This window comes from Xanthomonas sp. XNM01 (assembly GCF_014851915.1).
Classification (GTDB): Bacteria; Pseudomonadota; Gammaproteobacteria; order Xanthomonadales; family Xanthomonadaceae; genus Pseudoxanthomonas.
On sequence record NZ_JACVAP010000002.1, the window covers coordinates 326,165 to 344,716 of the forward strand.

At 70.1% G+C, this 18,552-nt stretch carries 19 protein-coding genes; all 19 read left to right on the forward strand.

The annotated features are described in order from the left end of the window. Window positions 1-18 precede the first annotated feature (18 nt). The 19 genes from IB242_RS09165 (at window position 19) to IB242_RS09250 (ending at window position 18,529) form a co-directional block, all read left to right on the forward strand. A complete protein-coding gene (locus IB242_RS09165) occupies window positions 19-231 on the forward strand; it encodes a primosomal replication protein PriB/PriC domain protein (RefSeq protein ID WP_192278374.1) in 213 nt (70 codons plus the stop codon). Window positions 232-299: 68 nt separating this feature from the next. Next, complete coding sequence (locus IB242_RS09170; RefSeq protein WP_343237115.1) at window positions 300-1,820, forward strand: phage portal protein; 1,521 nt, start codon at window positions 300-302, stop codon at window positions 1,818-1,820. 2 nt (window positions 1,821-1,822) lie between these two features. Next, complete coding sequence (locus IB242_RS09175) at window positions 1,823-4,060, forward strand: ClpP-like prohead protease/major capsid protein fusion protein (protein ID WP_192278378.1); 2,238 nt, start codon at window positions 1,823-1,825, stop codon at window positions 4,058-4,060. 75 nt (window positions 4,061-4,135) lie between these two features. Beyond that, the gene (locus tag IB242_RS09180; RefSeq protein ID WP_192278380.1) at window positions 4,136-4,492 is read left to right on the forward strand and encodes a capsid cement protein; all 357 of its coding nucleotides are present in this window, start codon (window positions 4,136-4,138) and stop codon (window positions 4,490-4,492) included. A gap of 76 nt (window positions 4,493-4,568) precedes the next feature. Beyond that, window positions 4,569-4,868 carry a hypothetical protein gene (locus IB242_RS09185; RefSeq protein WP_192278383.1) on the forward strand — a complete coding sequence of 100 codons (300 nt, stop codon included), beginning with the start codon at window positions 4,569-4,571 and terminating at the stop codon, window positions 4,866-4,868. Beyond that, entirely contained in the window at window positions 4,865-5,245 is a 381-nt protein-coding gene (locus tag IB242_RS09190) for a hypothetical protein (protein WP_192278385.1), read from the forward strand. Before IB242_RS09185 ends, IB242_RS09190 begins: the two co-directional genes overlap by 4 nt. A 5-nt stretch (window positions 5,246-5,250) precedes the next feature. Continuing rightward, window positions 5,251-6,081, forward strand: coding sequence for a hypothetical protein (locus IB242_RS09195; protein ID WP_225540370.1), 831 nt, complete (start codon window positions 5,251-5,253; stop codon window positions 6,079-6,081). Continuing rightward, a complete protein-coding gene (locus tag IB242_RS09200; RefSeq protein WP_192278387.1) occupies window positions 6,078-6,524 on the forward strand; it encodes a hypothetical protein in 447 nt (148 codons plus the stop codon). The genes IB242_RS09195 and IB242_RS09200 overlap by 4 nt, the downstream gene beginning before the upstream one ends. An 8-nt stretch (window positions 6,525-6,532) precedes the next feature. Further along, complete coding sequence (locus IB242_RS09205) at window positions 6,533-6,802, forward strand: hypothetical protein (RefSeq protein ID WP_192278389.1); 270 nt, start codon at window positions 6,533-6,535, stop codon at window positions 6,800-6,802. Continuing rightward, window positions 6,799-7,590, forward strand: coding sequence for a hypothetical protein (locus IB242_RS09210; protein WP_192278391.1), 792 nt, complete (start codon window positions 6,799-6,801; stop codon window positions 7,588-7,590). Before IB242_RS09205 ends, IB242_RS09210 begins: the two co-directional genes overlap by 4 nt. Further along, window positions 7,587-7,952 (forward strand): hypothetical protein, encoded by a 366-nt coding sequence (locus tag IB242_RS09215; RefSeq protein WP_192278393.1) that lies wholly within the window; start codon window positions 7,587-7,589, stop codon window positions 7,950-7,952. The genes IB242_RS09210 and IB242_RS09215 overlap by 4 nt, the downstream gene beginning before the upstream one ends. Beyond that, complete coding sequence (locus IB242_RS09220) at window positions 7,936-8,370, forward strand: hypothetical protein (protein WP_192278395.1); 435 nt, start codon at window positions 7,936-7,938, stop codon at window positions 8,368-8,370. The genes IB242_RS09215 and IB242_RS09220 overlap by 17 nt, the downstream gene beginning before the upstream one ends. 36 nt (window positions 8,371-8,406) lie before the next feature. Then, the gene (locus IB242_RS09225; protein WP_192278397.1) at window positions 8,407-9,165 is read left to right on the forward strand and encodes a hypothetical protein; all 759 of its coding nucleotides are present in this window, start codon (window positions 8,407-8,409) and stop codon (window positions 9,163-9,165) included. Beyond that, on the forward strand, window positions 9,165-9,605 hold the full coding sequence (locus tag IB242_RS09230; RefSeq protein WP_192278399.1) for a hypothetical protein: 441 nt from the start codon (window positions 9,165-9,167) through the stop codon (window positions 9,603-9,605). The genes IB242_RS09225 and IB242_RS09230 overlap by 1 nt, the downstream gene beginning before the upstream one ends. A 29-nt stretch (window positions 9,606-9,634) precedes the next feature. After that, on the forward strand, window positions 9,635-9,763 hold the full coding sequence (locus tag IB242_RS20655; RefSeq protein WP_255523459.1) for a hypothetical protein: 129 nt from the start codon (window positions 9,635-9,637) through the stop codon (window positions 9,761-9,763). Further along, a complete protein-coding gene (locus IB242_RS09235) occupies window positions 9,756-12,677 on the forward strand; it encodes a phage tail length tape measure family protein (protein WP_192278401.1) in 2,922 nt (973 codons plus the stop codon). Before IB242_RS20655 ends, IB242_RS09235 begins: the two co-directional genes overlap by 8 nt. Continuing rightward, complete coding sequence (locus IB242_RS09240; RefSeq protein WP_192278403.1) at window positions 12,674-13,849, forward strand: hypothetical protein; 1,176 nt, start codon at window positions 12,674-12,676, stop codon at window positions 13,847-13,849. Before IB242_RS09235 ends, IB242_RS09240 begins: the two co-directional genes overlap by 4 nt. Then, window positions 13,839-14,693 carry a phage BR0599 family protein gene (locus tag IB242_RS09245; protein ID WP_192278404.1) on the forward strand — a complete coding sequence of 285 codons (855 nt, stop codon included), beginning with the start codon at window positions 13,839-13,841 and terminating at the stop codon, window positions 14,691-14,693. The genes IB242_RS09240 and IB242_RS09245 overlap by 11 nt, the downstream gene beginning before the upstream one ends. Next, window positions 14,690-18,529: a phage tail protein gene (locus IB242_RS09250; RefSeq protein ID WP_192278406.1), complete on the forward strand. Its 3,840-nt coding sequence runs from the start codon at window positions 14,690-14,692 to the stop codon at window positions 18,527-18,529. The genes IB242_RS09245 and IB242_RS09250 overlap by 4 nt, the downstream gene beginning before the upstream one ends. Window positions 18,530-18,552 lie beyond the last annotated feature (23 nt).

Here is an 18,552-nt window from a genome sequence, read left to right on the forward strand (position 1 = left end):
AGCCGGGACCATATGCACATGGCCACGGCACAGCAAATGCTCGATCTCTACACCACCGCGGAAGCCGCGGTGCTTCAGGGGCAGAGCGTCCGCATCGGTGAAAGGCAGCTCACCCGCGCCGATCTGGCGGAGATCCGCGCCGGCCGGCGCGAGTGGCAGTCGCAGGTGCAGGCCGAGGCCAACCGCGGGCGTGCCCGCTTCGCCACCGCTGACTTCGGCGGCACGACCTGATGGCCAGCGCATCGACCGCCCGCACTCGCCTCGATGCCGCGATCGCGCAGGACCGCGCGCATCGTGCCGTGTCCGCCCAGCGTGCCGGGGAAGTCGCCGTGCTGGAGCGCAAGGTCGCCCAGCGCGACGAGCAGATCAGCATCATGGCGCGGGCTCACGAGGTCACGCGCCCGTCGCGTAGCCGCAAGCTGGCGCGGGACTGGGGCAGCGGCAACGCCATCGCTGGCATGGACGCCCGGCAGCTGCGCGACCAGGCGCGGCACCTGGATCGCGACCTCGATCTGGCGACCAACGCGCTCAACGTGCTGGTGCAGAACACCGTCGGCGCCGGCATCGACGTGCTTTCGGCACCGCGGCTTCCCGGTCAGCCCATCAACCGCGATCTGGCCCTGCAGCTTGATGACCTGTGGGACGCCTGGTGGGATGCGCCGGAAGTCACACGCATGCACGACTATGGCGCCTGCCAGCAGCTGCTCGCGCGCAGCTGGTTTCGCGATGGGGACGCCTTCTACCAGGACCTCATCGGCCCCGTGGCGTATCTGGAGCACGGCACGTCCGTGCCCTACAGCTTCGAGATGGTCGAGTCCGACCTGGTGCCGCTGGAGCTGACCGACGCCGCGCGCAACATCCTGCAGGGCGTGGAGCGCAACGCGTGGGGTCGGCCCGTCGCGTTCCACGTGTACAAGCAGCACCCGGGCGACCCGCTCGGCTGGAACGCGGAAACCAAGCGGGTCGGCGCCGATGTCATGCACATCATCGCCAACCTGACGCGCCTGCATCAGGTGCGCGGCCTCAGCGTGTTCGCATCGGCCATGTCGCGCTTCGAGGACGTCAAGGACTATGAAGAGTCCGAGCGCATCGCGGCGAAGGTCGCGGCCTCGCTCACCTTCCAGATCAAAAAGGGCGCGGGCGAGGCCTACGGCGCCGGCGACGGCCTGGGCGGCACCGCGCTGATCGAAAACGGCCGGCCCATTCGTGAGCTGCGCCTCACGCCCGGCGCGATCTTCGATGACCTGATGCCGGGCGAGTCCATCGAGAGCCTGGGCAGCGACCGGCCGAACCCGAATGCCGCCACGTGGCGCAAAGAGCAATTGCGTGCGGCGGCTGGCGGCATCGGTGTCAGCTACAGCAGCCTGTCGCTGGACTACAACGGCACCTATTCGGCGCAGCGACAGGAGCTGGTCGAGAAGTGGGGCGCCTACCTGACGCTGGCCGAGCGCTTCATCGCGCTGTGCGTGCGCCCGCAGCGCATGCGGTTCGTCGAGGCGGCGGTACTGGCCGGCAAGGTACGCCTGCCGCGCGGCTGGACCCTGCGACACCTGGCGGCCAGCACCTACGTGCGCCCCGTGATGCCGTGGATCGACCCGCTGAAGGAGGCCTACGCCCGCGGCGAGGCCGAGGACCGCGGCTGGGTGTCCCCGCAGCAGAACACGCTGCAGTACGGCAACAACCCCACCGACGTCATCACCCAGACCGAGGACTGGCGCGAGCAGCGCCAGGCTCTCACGCCGGCGGAACCCGCCACCGCCGATCCGGCCCGCGCATCCATGCGCGCGGCCGTGGTCAGCGACATGTTGAGGAGCGAGTGACCATGCGTCCCCACCGACTGACAGCCGCCATCGCCGCCATCCGGGCGGATGCCGGCCACGACTCCCTCGGCCCGTGCCTGCTGCGGATCGAAGCACGTGCCGATGCCAGTGCCGAGGTCATGATCTACGGCACCATCGGCGACAGCCTGTGGTGCGATTCGGTGTCGCCATCCGCGCTGGCCGAGCAGATCGGCGGCATCACCGCCGGCACCATCCACGTCCGCATCAACAGTGGCGGTGGCGTCGCCGCCGATGGCATCGCCATCTACAACGCGCTCAAGCAGCACAAGGCGCGCAAGGTGGTCTACATCGACGGGCAGGCCGCGTCGATCGCCTCGCTCATCGCCATGGCCGGCGATGAGGTCGTCATGTACGCCACCTCGCTGCTGATGGTGCATGCGCCGCACACCATCGCCGCCGGCAACGCAGCCGCGTTCCGCCAGTTCGCCGAGGCGCTGGATACCCACGCCAACGCCATGGTGGAGGCGTACGCCGCAAAGACCGGCAAGCGCGACGAGGTGATGCAGCTGCTCACCGACGGCGCCGACCACTGGTACACCGGGGCGCAGGCCGTGGAGTTCGGCTTCGCCGACACCATCGCCGATGCCGCGGTGCAGCCCAGCGAGTCCGCCCGTGCGGTGGCGCTCACCAGCTACCTCGCTGCCGTCCAGGTCGCGCCCAACCCGTTCGCCAAGCAGCTGCGCGGCCAGATCGCCGCGTCGCTGACGCCGAGCGTCTTTTCCTCGCTCCCCGAGGTCACCCAGACGGCCCTCGTGGCCCACATTGAGGATCCCACCATGCAACAGCAGTACCTTCGCATCCTCGCGAATGTCCATGCGAACGCCGCGCCGCCCCCGGCGCCCTCCGCACCCACGCCGGCCCCAGCGCCCGCACCCGCTCCGAATCCAGCGCCTGCTCCGGTCGTTGCCGTCGGTGGCGATGCTGCAGCCGCGGTCCAGGCCGCGCTGGCTGGCCTGCGCACCCGCAACGCGGATATCCAGGCGCTGGCCCAGCCGCACATGGCCAACGCCGAGGTGCGCGCGTACGTCGAGGGCGTGATTGCCGCCGCGGACGCCAACGTCACCGCCGACAACGTCGGCCGCCACATCCTCGCCCTGCTGGCCAACGGAGCCGGCCCGCTCAATGGCGGTGGCCACGTGGTGGTGGCTGGTCCCGACCAGCGCGACCAGACGCGCACGGCCATGGGCAACGCCATCGAGGCGCGTGCCGGCATGGCCCAGCTGGATGCGGGCAATCCGTACCGCGGCATGACCATGGCGGAGCTGGCGCGCGAGTCGCTGGTGCAGGCCGGCGTCAACGTGCGCGGCATGGATCGCCGCGAGATCGTCGGCCTGTCGTTCACCCACTCCTCGTCGGACTTCCCGGCGCTGCTGGGCGACGCGGCGCGGCGTTCGGTGATGCGGGGTTACGAGGAGGCCGAGGAGCAGATCGACCAGTTCACCCGCCCGGTGAGCGTGCCGGACTTCAAGCCGACCAACCTCGTCGGCCTGGGCGCGTTCTCTGATCTGCTGGTCGTGCCAGAAGGTGGCGAGTTCAAGTACGGCACCTTCAGTGAGCAGTCGCAGGCGATGAAGATCGTCACCTACGGCCGCCTGTTCTCGATCACCCGCCAGGCCATCATCAACGACGACCTGGGCATCTTCAACGAGGTGCCGCGCAAGCTGGGCCAGGCCGCCCGCCGCACCATCGCCAAGGCGGTGTTCGACCTGATCAACAGCAACCCGGTGCTGGCGGACGGCCACGCGCTGTTCAGCGCCGAGCACCGGAACCTGCTGACGGCCGCTGCGATCAGCACCACCAGCGTGGATGCCATGCGTGTGGCCATGGGCAATCAGCGCGACGCTGATGGGCACCGCATCCGCGTGCCGATGAAGTCGCTGCTGACGCCGCTGGCACTCGGCGGCCTGGCCCGCACTGTGCGTGAGAGCCAGACCGAGGTCAGCGGCGGCAAGAACCTGACCGCGCCGAACATCGTGCGCAACACGTTCGACGTGATCGACGACGGCCGGCTGGACGACGTCAGCGCCACCGCCTGGTATGGCATCGCCAACCCGGCGTTCGTCGACGGCATCGTCATCGGTTACCTGGACGGCAACCAGACCCCCTACCTGGAGCAGGAAGAGGGCTTCACCGTCGACGGCGTGGCCTGGAAGGTGCGCCTGGATGCGGCGCCGGCCATCGCCGACTACCGCGGCATCTACAAGAACCCGGGCCAGTAACGCGAGCGGGCGCCGCGTGCCGGCGCCCCCTTCGCGCGTGTCCGCTTCACCCCCTCGCATTACTGGAGAACACCCATGAAAAACCAATACCAGGACGGCCGCGTCATCGACCACGTGCTGGCTGCGGACTGCGCCAGCGGCGACGTCATCGTCAAGGGCTCGCTGGTGGGCATCGCGGTCACCGGCGGCAAGGCGGGCGACACCATCGCGCTGGCGATCGAGGGCGTGTTCGCGCTGTCCAAGCTCAACACCGCCGTGGTGGCCGATGGCCGTGCCGATCTCATCTGGGACGTCAGTGCCAGCCGCGTGATCGTCGCCTCGCCGGCTGCCGGCGATGTCACCGGCTTCGGTGTGGCGCTCGGTGCCTACGCCAACGGCACGCTGGAGCTGCTGGTCAAGCTCACCCCGGGCCGCGGCACCGTCACCGCGTAACAGGCCGCCGCCGCACGCAGATGCCCGAGTGGCGCGTGCGGCGGCGAATCCTCCACCCACCGATCGAGCAGGGGCGATGGCTGAGCAGATGAAGATGAAGGATGCCGCCGAGAACACGCTTGCACGCTTCGTGGTGCAGCTGATCACGCCGGTGCTGCTCGGTCTGATCGCGTTCCTCGGCCAACGGCAGCTGTCGGCCATCGAGCAGAAGCAGGCCGACGAATCCGCCCGCTCGGCCAAGCAGGCCGAGCAGCTGTCCTCCGTCGCGTCCGATGTGCGCGACCTCAACACGCGGTTCGACCTCATCGCAGTGCGCCGGCTTGAAGAGCTGGACAAGCGGGTCGAGCGCCTCGAACGGGCCACGAAAACACCATGACCATCATTGCCTCTGCGTGGGCGCGCATCCGCGCCTTCTTCTACCAGTCGCAGGAGTTCACGCTGTGGCTGCCGCTGTGCGTCGTGCTGGCCGTCGTCGGCTATGTGGTGCTGGGCGCCATCGTGCGCGTCGGCCCCGATGCGCTGGCCTGGCTGGCCGAGCTGCCGGCGCTGTGCGCCTACGCCGCCGCCTGGCTGGCCTGCAGCTGGGCCATCAAGCGCGTGTACCTGCACGACATCGACCGGCCGCTGGAGGTCGACCTGCAGGCCCGCGTGCTGTCCGGCGATGCCAACGCCCGCTGGCTGCTGCTGAAAGACCGGGCCGAGACGCTGGCGTGCCTGGCGCTGTCGCTGGCCTTCTTCTGGCCGGCGCGGTGATGCACATGCGCGCCGTCACCTCTTTCCTTGCGCTGCTGCTGGCCGCCTGTGTGCAGGCGCCCGCAGTGGCAAACCCGCCGCTCGTCGAGACGACGCCGGCACCGGCCACCGTGCGCGCGGACGCGGTGATCGAGCGCGCGCAGTCCGCGACGGCCCAGCGCGCCGCACCCGCCATCGTGGCGGTGCGCGATGTCGTGCAGGCCGTGGTGCCGCTGCCGGTCGCAGACGAGAGCGCCCTCGTCTCGCCGGCGGCGGTGGCCCATATCGTCCGCTGGGAGGTCACCAGCGCGGCGCACTACACGCGCCGGCTGCAGTGGCCCATCTGGCCGGGGGGCGCCAGTGGCATCACCTGGGGCATCGGCTACGACGGCGGCCACCAGGCGGCGCGCACCATCACTGCCGACTGGGCCGCGCATCCGCAGGTGGATCGTCTGGCGCGCACGGCCGGCATCACGGGCACGGCCGCGCGCGCCGTGCTGCCGCAGTACCGCGACATCGTCGTGCCGATCGGCATCGCCGAGCAGGTCTTCAGCGACGTGTCGCTGCCCGTCTATCACCGCAGCACGGTGCGCGCCTACGGCGATGCCGTGCGCGGTCTGCCGGCAGATGCGCGCGGCGCGCTGGTCGGCAACACCTACAACCGCGGCGGCAGCATGGTCGGCAGCCGCAACGCCGAGAAGCGGCACATCCGGGATGTCTGCATTCCCGGCGGCGACCTCCCGTGCGTTGCGGCGCAGCTGCGGCTGCAGTGCCGGCTGTGGCGCGGCACCAACCTGGAGGCTGGGCTGTGCGGCCGACGTGAGTCGGAAGCCGTGCTGGTGGAGCGTGCGCGATGAGTCTGGTCTCCAAACTCACCGTCAAGCCGCTGCTCTACGTCGCCGGCGGCCTGTTCGCCGCACTGGTGGCCACCGCCACCGGCTGGTGGATCGACCACACCACGGCTGCTGCGGATCTGTCCGTGCAGGCCGCCGCCGCCGCGTCCGCCAATGCCTCCGACCAGGCCAACCGCACCCGCGTCCGTGAGCTGCAGGCCGCCAACGCCGGGTACGCCAGCACCGTCGGCGCGCTGCAGGCGGAGCTGCGCCGCGCGCAGGCGCAGGTGGTCACCGTGCGGCGCCAGGCGGATCAGGCCGTTGCTGCTGCCGACGCGCGCGCGGCCGATGCCGACCACGTCCTCAAGACCTTCATGGATCGCTATGCCGTCCAGGTCAAGCAGACCCACTGCGCCCAGGCGCTCATGCATGTGGAGGCCGTATGTCCCGCGTTCTCCGGGTACTGATCATCGCGTTGGCCGCGCTGTCGCTGTGCGCCTTCGGCAGCTGCGGGCGCAAGCCCGAGCAGCCGGATCCCGGCGTTGCCGTCACGCCCGAGGCGGTCATCGTCGAGCGTCGCGTGTACGTGCCAGTGCCGCGCAGCCTGACCACGGCGGAGCCCATCGCGGAAGGCCCCATCAACCAGTGTTTCGACGTGGCCGCGAAGCGCCGCGCGGCACTGGAGCGCGCCAACGGCAAGCTCAAGGCCATCGGCGAGATGCAGGGCAGCGAGGTCACGCCGTGAGCCTGGTCAAGATCGACGTCGACGCCGACAACATGCTGGGCCGCAAGTTCAGCGACCTCGAGCGCGAGCAGCTTCCCTTCGCGATCATGCAGGCGTGCAACGCGACCGCAGTGGAGATCCGCGATGTGTGGGCGCGTACGGCGCCGCGCGTGTTCGACCGGCCGGTGCCGATGACCGTGCGCGCCGCGCAGTACCAGAAGGCGACCAAGACCCGCCACTACGCCACCATCAAGCTGCGCGACGAAGCGGTGGGCGGCACGCCGCCGGCCAAGTATCTGCTGGCCCAGGTGCAGGGTGGCGAGCGGCGCAAGAAGGGCTTCGAGCTGCTGCTGCAGTCGAAGGGTGCCATGCCGCCCGGTACCTTCACGGTGCCGGGCAAAGGTGCCGAGCTGGACGCGTTCGGCAACGTCAAGGCGCGGCAGATCAACCAGATCCTGTCGCAGCTCGGCGCGCGCAACGACAAGTACCAGAACGAGACCGAGGTGAGCCGCAAGCGCCGTCGCCGCCGTGGTGGCCACGACGTCTTCGCCCTGCAGCAGAAGCGCGGCAACCTGCTGCCCGGTATCTATGAGCGCATGGAGATGGCGGCGGGCGACGCGGCGCGCCGCGCCATCGGCGTCACCAGCCGGATCCGCAGCATCCTGATCTTCGTGCGGAACGCGACGTACAAACCGCGCTTCGACATCTTCGGCCTGGCCGAACGCACGTGGAACCGGCTGATGCCGTTCCACTTCAATCGCGAGCTGCAGAAGGCGCTGGAGTCCAGCAAGTACCGGGGGCGCCGATGAGCCAGGCCGACTTCCTGCGGGCGTTCGACGCGTCGGCGTTCGCGGCCTTCGCGACTGCTGGCCTGGCCGATGCCGCCCACTACCTGCCGGCGCAGGCTGCGCCCGGCACGCTGCCGGTGCGCTGCGGAGTGCTCGTGGACCGCAGCGTGCAGGACTTCGGCGATGAGCTGGCGCCCGTGGCGGTGCCGCGGACGCTGATCACGCTGCAGAAAGCGGAGGTGTCGGCCGTGCAGTTCGGCACCGTGCAGCTGCTGGATGCACTCGGCCAGCCCCAGCCCGGTGAGATGTACGACCTGGTGAAGCTGGTGCGCGAGGACGAGTCCATCACGCGCTGGGAGGTGCAGCATGCCGAGCCCGCGTGAAGTGCTGCTCGGCGCCGTTTCCGACTGCCTAAGCCGCATCCGCACCGCAGATGGCTACCAGACCAATGCCGGCGCCGGCGTCACGCTGGAGCCGGCGCCCGCGCTGGAGGGCGATGCCGCATTCATCGCCGTGGTGTGGGCGTCGCAGGCGCGGCCGACCGAGCCGGCGGTGTCCCGCACGCACCGGCTCACCACGGTTCGCATCGTCGCCCACGTACCGGCCCGCCTGCATGTCGCCCGCGAGGTCATCGACCAGATCACCGGCGACATCGAGCGCGCCATGGCAGACCAGGCCTACCGCTACCCGCAGGGCTACAGCGTGCCGCAGTACCAGAGCGCCGAGCCCATCGTCGGCGCCAGCACCGACCGCTGGGTCGGCGTCGGCCTGACCTACATCTCCAACATCCCGATCCAGTAACCGCCGCCCAGCGGCATCACCGACGAGGAAAACCCTATGTCCTTCGCCCCCGATCACAGCTACCTGGGCAGCGGCATCATCCTGATCCGCCCGTGGGGCTCCATCGAGCCGTTCGCCGAGATCGGCAACTGCTCGGCCTTCAGTGTGTCGCCGCAGACCAACGAGCTGAGCCTGCCGGACTACAAGAATCCCGGCGGCGGTATCCAGAACAAGGTGGACCGCGTCAGCGACTGGCAGCTGGCGTACACCTTCCACGACTTCAACGCCCCCAACTTCGCCCGTGCCACCCGCGGCAAGGTCACCAACGTCGTGGCCGGCACGGTGACCGACGAGCCGCATGCGGCGGTCAAAGGCAGCTACGTCCCGCTGAAGTACCTGGCCTCGGCGATCACCTCGGTGGACCCGGTCGGCGCCGGCAGCGCCTACGTCGCCGGCACCGACTACATCCTCGACCGCGGGATGATCTACATCCCGGCGGGCAGCGCCATCCCCAATGCGACCGGCGGCACTGCCAATATCGAGGTGACGTACGCCCACGGCGCCATCGGCCACGTCGAAGGCGCGGTCACAGCCGCGCAGTTCTACGAGATGCAGTTTTTCGGCAGCAACGAAGCGCGCAGCGGCAAGAAGGTGCGGCTGGTGGCGCACAAGGTGTCCGGCGGCGTGATCCAGCAGCTGGGCCTGCTCGGCGACGAGTACGGCGGCGGCGAGGTCACCGGCTCCATCACGTCCGATGCGGCCAAGCGCACCAGCGCCGACAACAGCGCCTACTTCTACTGGCAGGAGGAGGCCTGATGTCCGACGCGCTCGACGTGATCGAGCCGGCGCCCGCCGCGGTCCAGTACCGCGGCGAGCAGCTGGAGGTGCGGCCGCTGACCGTCGGTGCCGTGCCGGCCATCGTGCGGCTGGCGCGCCCGGTGATCGACCGGGTGCTGTCGCTGGAGGCGGTGCCGGATGCGGCCGACGGCAGCACGGTGGATCTCGCCCTGGACCTGATCGACGCCCACGGCGAGACCCTGTTCAAGGCCGTGGGTCTGGCAATCGAGCGCGACGCGGCCTGGGTTGCCGGCGGCGATATCGGCGAGTTCGTCGACCTGGTGCTGGTGCTGGTGCAGGTCAACCGGGATTTTTTCGCCCAGCGCCTGGTGCCCCTGCTGCAGGCAAGGCGAACGGCGCAGGCGACTGGGGCTGGGCCGACACCATCCAGCTCCTCATCGAGCGCGGCCACGCACTGAGCGACATCCGCGGCTACACGTTCCAGCAGGTGCGGCTGTACACCGCGGCGGCCGAGCGATCGCGCCGCCGCCACCTGCGCGACCAGGCCGTGAACCTGCGCGCCGCGCAGTTCGACAAGTCCACGTTCAAGTCCTACCTCCGGAAGCTCGATGAATAATCCCGCCAACCTGCGCGTCCGCATCTCTGCCGACCTGGCCGACATCAAGCAGGGGCTCGGCCTGCTGCGCGGTGATCTGCACAAGCTCAAGCAGGACGCGGCGCGCGAGTTGACCGGCGTCACCGACGGCCTGGAGTCCGGGTTGCAGCGGGTCAAGGCGCTGGTGGGCGGCCTGTTCGCCGGCCTCTCGGCCGGAGCGCTGGTGCGCGGCATCGTGGCCGAGACCGGGCAGGCGCAGGCAGAGTTGGCCCAGCTGCAGGCCGCACTGAAGAGCACGCAGGAAGCCGCCGGGCTGACCGAGGCGGACCTGGTCGGCATGTCCGAGCGGTTCGCCAAAGCCACCAGCTTCAGTGCCGGCGAGATCGTGGACGCACAGACGCGGCTGCTGAGCTACAGCGGCATCGCGGCCAACGAGTTCCCCCGCGCCCTGCAGCTGGCCATCGACCAGTCCGTGCGCCTCGGGCAGGACCTGACCAGCAGCGCAGAGGCGGTGGGCAAGGCGCTGGAGTACCCGGCCGAGGGTGTCGCCTCGCTGACCAAGCAGGGTTTCAGGTTCACCGAGGAGCAGAAGAAGCTCCTGAAGGAGCTGGAGCGCACCGGCAAGCTGGCCGAGGCGCAGGCCATCGTGATGGGCGTCATGGAAGAGTCGTACGCGGGTGCGGCTGCCGCGGCCCGCAACACCTTGCCGGGCGCGCTGAAAGCAGTGCAGAACGCGATGGTGGAGCTGCTGGATGGCAATGGCGGATCGGGTGCCAGCGCCCTCGTCAGCGCGCTCAACAGCCTGGCGATCGCACTCCAGCAGCCGGCGGTGCGCGAAGGCTTCGGCAACCTCGCCAACCAGGTGCTGCAGCTGACCACGGCGTTCGCCCGCTGGATGGCGCAGGACGGTGTCGGTTACCTCACGCGCCTCGGCGAGGCCGTGGCGTTCGTCGTGCGCCACCTGGACGTCCTCATCGTGTTTCTGGGTACCCGGCTGCTGGCGGCGGGTGCGGCATCGATCCCGGCGCTGATCGCCCAGTTCGCGGCGCTGCGGGCGCAGCTGCTGGCCTCGGTGGCTGCGGCCGGCAGTCTGCGTGCCGCACTCGCGTTGCTGGGTGGACCAATCGGCATTGCCATTGCCGCCCTCACAGCGGCCATCTATGCCTTGTACCAGCGCTCCACGCAGGCCGCCCGGGCCGCGGAGGAGCACACCCGCGCCATGCGGGACAACAAGGACATGGCCAAGCAGAGCCGCGAGGCGGCGCTGGCCGATGCCCGAGCCAAGCGCGAGCAGGCCCTGGCGACGCTGGCGGCGGCCCGGTCCGTGCTGGAAGAGCGCCGCGCCCGGCTGGCCGAGGCACAGTCGCGGCAGTCGTCGGCCAGTGGCCGCCGCGCCAGCCAGCTCGCGGGGGTGACGGCGGCCGAGGGTACCGGCGTGCTCGACGCCCAGAACCAGGTGGATCAGGCGGCACAGCACCTCGCGGATTGGACCAAGCAGCTGCAGGGGCTGATGGTCGAGGCCGCCATGGAAGTCAGCCTGCAGACGCTGGAGGGCGCCACCGAGGAAACAAAGAGTCTGGGCGAGGCGGTCAAGGGCGTCGCCCAGGCGTCGGACCTGGCCGAGGACGCACTGCGCCGCCAGCTCGCCGCGTTGGAGATCCTGCTGGCCGATGGCAAGGTCTCGCTGCGCGAGTACTACGCCGAGAAGGAGCGGTTGGAGCTGGCCTCGATCGACAACGCCATCACCGCCGCGAAGGAAGAGGCCCGTGTCGCGAAGAGCAGTGACCAGCAGAGCAAGGCGCTGACCGAGATCGTCAAGCTGCAGCGTGACCGGGCAGAGATTGGCCCGCGTACAGCCCGCGAGCAGGCCCAGGCCGAGGCGCAGCTCAACCGCCAGCTGGACCAGCTGCGCGCCCGGCTGCTGGAGGCGCAGGGCGATACCGTCGGTGCGCGCACCATAGAACTCAAGGGCGAGTTCGAACAGCTGCTGCAGTCCCTGCCGGCGGGGGCGCGCGAAGCCGGCCAGGCGCTGGTGAACCAGCTGGTGCCTATCGAGCTTGCCAAGGCGCGGCTGGATCAGCTGCAGGCCGATTTCAGCCAGGCGACCGCGGGCCTGCAGGCTGCGGAACAGGGCATGTCCGCGCAGGTCACAGCCGGGCTGCTCGGTGCGGCGGAGGGTGAGCGCCAGCTGCAGACCGTGCGAGGTGACACGCTGACCCAGCTGCTGGCGTTGCGGCAGCAGTCGCTGGACTTCCTCGCAACGCTGAGTCCCGACAGCCCCGAGGCGGCCGGCGTGGCGCAGTTCATCAGCCAGCTCACGGCGAAGATCTACGAGGTCGCCTCGTCGATGGACGTCCTGCGCAACCAGACCGCGGATGCCGGCATCAATGCGCTGACCACCTTCTTCACCGATATCGCCAATGGTTCCAAGAGCGCGGGCGAAGCGCTCAAGGATTTCGTGCGCGGGTTCGCCCAGTCGATGGCGCAGATCGCGGCCCGGGCGCTCGCCACCATCGCGGTGCTGAAGCTGCTCGATGCGCTGTATCCCGGTGCCGGCCGCATGGTCGCCGCGACGATGGGCGTCGGCCAGAACCACTCCGGCGGCGTCGCCGGTGCCGTCGGCGGCATCCGCCGCAACATCTCGCCGCTGTTGCTGGGCGCCGCCCCGCGCTACCACGGCGGCGGCATCGCCGGCATGGAGCCGCTGAAGCACAACGAAGTGGTGTCCGTCCTGGAGCGGGGCGAGACCATCCGCACCGAGGAGCAGGAGGCCGCGCTGCGTGCCCAGCTCAACGCGTCCACGGGGAAGGTGGAGTACCGCCAGCCGATCATCGCGTTCGGCGAGGACCAGCTTGCGAATGCAATGGCCGGTGCTGCCGGCGAGGGCATGGTGGTTACCCACGTGCGCAACAACTGGGAGAGCCTGACCCGGTGAGCGACCCGATTCCCTGGACGTTCGGCGCCGGCGGCGACGTCACCGAGCAGCTGCAGTTCCTCACCGACGTGCAGGCCGCCGACCACGGCGCGGAGCAGCGCCGCGGCCTGCGCATCGCGCCGCGCGTGGTGCTGGGCTTCGATGGGCTGGACCAGGCCGACAACCGCCGGCACATGGAGAACCTGCTGGCGGCCAATGGCAGCGGGCGGTGGCAGGTGCCGTGGGTGGCCGAGGGCGGCACGCTGTGGGCAGACCTCGCGGCGGGCGTTGCCGCCATCGCCGTGGACACCCGCTGGCGGCACTATCGGGCCGGCGGCAAGGCGCTGTTGATCGGCCGCACGCCGCGCGAACGCGAGGTGGTCGCCATCGACAGCCTCACCGATGACGGCCTGGTGCTGGCCGCGCCGACGGCCCAGGCGTGGCCGGCGGGGACGCAGATCTACCCGGCGGTGGTGTGCCGGCTGGACGCCGCGCCGCTGCTGCCGCGCTTCACGGCGGACGCGGCGCCGTACAGCGTGCAGTTCCGCGCGGACGAGCCGGTGGACTGGCCGGCCGATGCCGGTGCGGCCACGTACCGCGGGCTGCCGGTCTTCGAGTGGGAGCCGGACTGGACCGAGGACCCGAGCGCGCAATACGCCCGCGACGTGGTCACCGCCGACAACGAAACCTCGTTGCCCTACGTGGCGGACCTGGTGGGCGCGCCGCGCACGCTGCTGACCCAGGCGCTGACGACCGAGAGCCTGCAGCGCGCCGCAACGCTGCGCAGCCTGCTGTACGTGCTGGATGGCCGGCGCTGCCCCATCTGGGTGCCGGGGCAGGCGCACGACCTGGTGGCCGTGGCCGGCGTCGCCAACGGCGCGGTGGCGCTGGACGTGCGCTGGTCCGGGCTGTCGCAGTCTCCGCTGGCCGAGGGTCGGCGCGACATCCGCATCCAGCTGCGCAACGGAACGGTGCACTACCGGCGCGTGACCAGCGCGGCGCAGCTGAGCGACAGCGTGGAGCGGCTCACGCTGTCCGCCGGACTGTCGCCGGGCTTCGCCGCGGGCGATGTGGCGATGGTGTCGTTCCTCGTGCCGTGCCGGCAGGAGGCTGACGTCAACATGCTGCGCTGGTGGGCCTCGGGCGTGCTCCGCACGCAGCTGACGTTCCGGGGGCTGCGCGATGGCCTTTGACCTGCGCGAACTCTCCCGCTGGTTCGGCAAGCCGATCCAGCTCGTCACCTTCGCGCGGCAGGGTGTGGCCTGGCGCTTCTGCACCGCGGATCGGCCGATCAGCGCGGGTGGACACGACTACCTGCCCGAGGCCATCACCATCAGCGAGATCCGCGACACCGCGGAGCGCGCGAAGAACAACGTCACGATCACGCTGCCGTACTCGCTGGACCCGCTGGCCGACGTGCTGCCGGCCACGCAGGCGCTGGGCGACAACTGGCGCCCGTACGTGCCGTCCGACGAGGTGCGCGTGGTCATCATGAGCCTGCACCACGGCGATGACGAGGTGCAGACCAACTGGCACGGGCACGTGGCGCAGCCGAAGTACAAGGCCGCCTCGCTGGAGCTGGTGTGCGCGCCCGGGCGCATGTCGCGTGGCGGGTGGGTGGGCCGCGCGCCTCGCTGGAGCCGGCCGTGCGAGCTGCCGGTGTACTCGCAGGGCGAGGGCATGTGCAACCTGGACCCGGCCGCCTGGGCCGTGCCGGCGACGCTGACCGACGTGGATGGCCTGACGCTGACGGCACCGGAGTTCGAGCGCGCCGACGGCATCGCTTGGCCCGGCGGCTACATCGAGTGGACCCGCGCCGACGGCATCGTCGAAATGCGCACCATCAAGTCGGCGGCGGGCCTGACGATCACGCTGGACTACGGCGCGTCCGACCTGGCCGCGGCGCTCAACGTGGTGGCCCGGCCGGGCTGCCCGCACAACTGGGCCGGGTGCACCGCCCGCGCCAACACCGACAACTACGGCGGCTGCATGACCATGCCCGGCAGGTCGCCCTTCAACGGGACCCGTGCCGTATGACTCATCTTCCGCGCACCGGCCTGCGCCGCCTGTGGTACGTCGCATCGTGGCGGGCGCGCTACTGGTGGATGGACACGCGCGCAGGTGTTGCTGCGCAGCTGCTTGCAACCCTCGCGTTCGGTGGCGTGGCCTGCTGGTCGCTGTGGCAGTCGTGGACTGTGGGCGTGGCGGTGGAGGCTGGGCGAATCCCGGTGAATCAGGCGATCGCGCAGTGGGCTGTGTACGCGATCATGTTCATCGTCTCGGCCCTCATCAGCCTGGCGCTCGCCCCGAAGATCCGCGGGACGGAGGCGCAGAAGGTCGAGGTCCCCATCGTCGAAGATGGCGCGGTCATTCGTCGCATCTACGGGCCGGTGTGGATCAAGGATCCGATCATGTTGGCGTTCAAGCCCAACGGCACGACCGAGATCAAAAAGAAGGCGGGCAAGAGCTGGAAGCTGAAGACGAAGTGGCAGGTGGTCGGGCACCACTACGCGCACTTCTTCCAATTCGGCCTGTGCCGCGGCGTGCTGGACGCCGTGATGGCCATCCGCGCCGCAGACAAGGAGGCCTGGACCGGCCAGCTGACCAGCTCCGGCATCGTGAGCATCAACAAGCCCAACCTCTGGGGCGGCGAAGATGCCGAAGGCGGCATGGTCGGTGATTTCGAGGTCGCATTCGGCAACCCCGACCAGCTCCCCAGCGCGTACCTGGCCGCCAACATCGCGCCCGAGCAGAGCGCGTACCGCTGGCGGCCGTACGCCACGTGGCGCGGCGGGCGGTGGGGCAACAGCCCGTACCCGAAGGCGCCGGCGTTTCTCGTCTCGCGCATCCTGCAGGGCTGGGATGGGCAGGACTGCTGGTATCCGGAAAAGGCCGCAGTGCCTGTGGTGGACGCGTACCTGCAGATGCTCGGCGACGGCTGGGAGTATGTGATCCAGACCTTCGCCGAGCCGAACAGCGGCTGGAACGACTTCACCGTGCCGACCAGCGGCTGGCAGCAGGGCGGGGAGCTGCCGTTCGCGACCGCCGACACCTGGTCGCCGATGCGCTCCAACATCTGGCTGCGGCGAAAGATCCACGTCAACGCGCTGGGCCTGACCCTCAACATCGGCGCGGACAACGGTTGTGTGGTGTGGGTTGACGGTGTCGAGATCGGCTCGTCCAACCCGACCAACATCCCGATCACCAGCAACCAGAACAATCCGGTTTCGTTCACCTTCAGTGCGGTGGGCATCGTGGAGGTCGTGGTCAAGGCGTTTGCGGAGATCAGCGCCGGCGCGGACTCGGGCAACGTGGTGGACCTGTCGTTCACCGGGGCGCCACTGCTCGGCATGAACATCGCGCACGCGCTGTACGACAGCCTCACCGCGCGGGAGATGGATGGCGAGCCGCGCGCGCTCGTCAATGACGCAAACTGGCGGGCTGCGGCCGATCGGTTGTACGGCGAGGGGTTCGGCATCGGCACCGAGTTCATCGCCGGTGCCGAGACCATCGAGCAGTACCAGCAGCGCCTCTGCGACCTTGCGGGTGCACGGATGTCCACGGACCCCACCACCGGTGAGTGGCACCTGGACCTCATCCGTGGCGATGTGCCCGACGACATCCTGGTGCTCACCGATGACGATGTGCTGGAGTTCGAAGAGCAGCCAGGCTTGCTGGACGAGGCGGTGAACCAGGTGACGGCGCGCTGGACCGACGTGCTGAAGGACGAGATCCGCGCAACGGCCCCCCTGCAGGCGCTCGGCGCTATCCAGTCCTTCGGGTCGGTCAACGCCGAAAAGCTGGAGTGCCCTGAGGTACTGAGCGAGTCGCTGGCGCTGCGCCTGGCAGCGCGCAATCTGGACGCGCGCGCCACGCCGCTGAAGCGGCACAGCCTGAAGGTCACCCGCGTGGCCTACCGTGTGCGGCCGGGGCAGAAGGTGCGTTTGCAACTGCCCAAGCGCGCGATCAACGACATGGTCGTCGTGCTGGGCGACGTCAGCCGCGGCACGCTGCGCTCCGGCGCGATCGCGCTGACCACGGTGCAGGATGTGGTCAGCATGCCGGACACCACATACGTGATCGGCGAGCCGGGCACTGCGCCGACCACACCCACCACGGCGCTGCCAGCACCCGCGCAGGCCGCCTTCGAGCTGCCATACCGCGACCTCACCGAGATCCTGACGGAGGCGGACCTGGCGTACCTGGCACCGTCCGCCAGCTATGTGGGCATGGTGGCGCAGCGGCCGGCCGGGGCGATGGACTACCTGCTGCATACGCGCGTTGGCGCCGGCGAGCTGGAGGAGGCGACCTCCGGCTCGTGGTGCCCGACTGCGCTTGTGGTGGAGGCCTCCGCTCTTGACGATCCCGACGGCGGGCTGCTGCGCACGGAGTTCACCCTGGTCGGCGGGGCGGCGCTGTCGGAGGTGGTGGTCGGTAGCGGTGCGCTGTGGGGCGCGGAGATGGTGCGCGTGGACGCGTTGGACCTGGTCACCGGCGCAGTGACGCTCGCCCGCGGCTGCGGCGACACCGTGCCGCAGGCGCATGCCGCCGGCGAGCGCCTCTGGTTCTACGACGCGGACACCGCCATCGACCCCGAGGAGCGCGCCACCGGCGACGTCATCGGCGCCCGTGTGCTCACCCGCACCGGGAGCGACGTGCTGGATCCCGCGTCGGCCCCGGAGTCGACCGTGGTCGTCGGCGGGCGGCCTGCGCGGCCGTACCCGCCGGCGGCGGTCAGGATCAACGGGACCCTGTACCCGGATAGCGTGCTGTTCGGCGCCGTGGCTGTCTCCTGGGCAAGCCGCAACCGCATCACGCAGGCCGAGCAGCTGGTGGACTGGATGGCGCCGGCGATCCCAGCCGAGGCCGGGGCGAGCTGCACGCTCAACGTGTATCCGGACGGCAGCTCGTCCCCGGTGCACACCGCTGCGGGGCTGACCGGCAGCAGCGTGACCTGGACGCCGGCCGCGGAGGGGCGGTACCGCCTTGAGCTGCTCGCGCAGCGGGCCGGGCTGGCCTCGTGGCAGGCCTACTCGCACACGCTGGATGTGGGCGGTGCCCTGTGGACCCTGGCGTCGCTGTCGATCCCGCCGCAGTTGTGGTTCAGCGACGACAGCCCGATCACCGAGGATTCCGGCGGCGTCAGCCAGTGGGGTGACATCAGCGGGCACGGCTACCACGCCGCGCAGTCCGTTGCCGCGCGCCGGCCGGTGCTGGTGCCGGATCTGCTCAATGGCCGGCGTGGCCTGCGCTTCGACGGCAGCGACGATCGGCTGCTGGGCCCCGCGTCCGGCCCTGCCGTGCAGCTGCTCTCGGGTGCCAGCGAGGCATGGGGGCTGGCGGTGTACCGGTCGTCGAGCGTGGCGTCCAGCGCCCGCAACCTGTTCGGCATCACCCACACATCGAGCAACCTGGCGCGCTTCCTGATGGCGCCGTCGCGCATCGCCGGCGGGGCCATGATCAACTACCCGGGGGTGGGCGGCCGCTCCCAGGTGACGGACTCCTACTCGCACATCTACTCGGCCACCCATGCCGGCACGGACTGGGTGATCGTCCTCGCGCGGGTGCGGTACACCTCGGCGCAGGCCGTGCTCAACGTCAACGGCGGTGCGGACGAGGTGGGCGCCCTGACGAGCATGACCGCCGCAGCCTCGCAGGCCGTCAATCAGCAGCCGTTTGCGATCGGCAAGGACGCGGACGGCACGACGAGCGGCCACTTCATGGGCGACCTGGTCGAGCACGCGTTCGGTGTCGGCGCGCTGACGAATGACGACGTCGAGCGGATCGCCGGCTACATCGCGCACAAGTGGGGACTGGTCGACCGGCTGCCGGTGGATCATCCGTACAAGACGGCGCCGCCTGTGGTTGATTGAGACTTCGGGCGGCTGACTCGCTG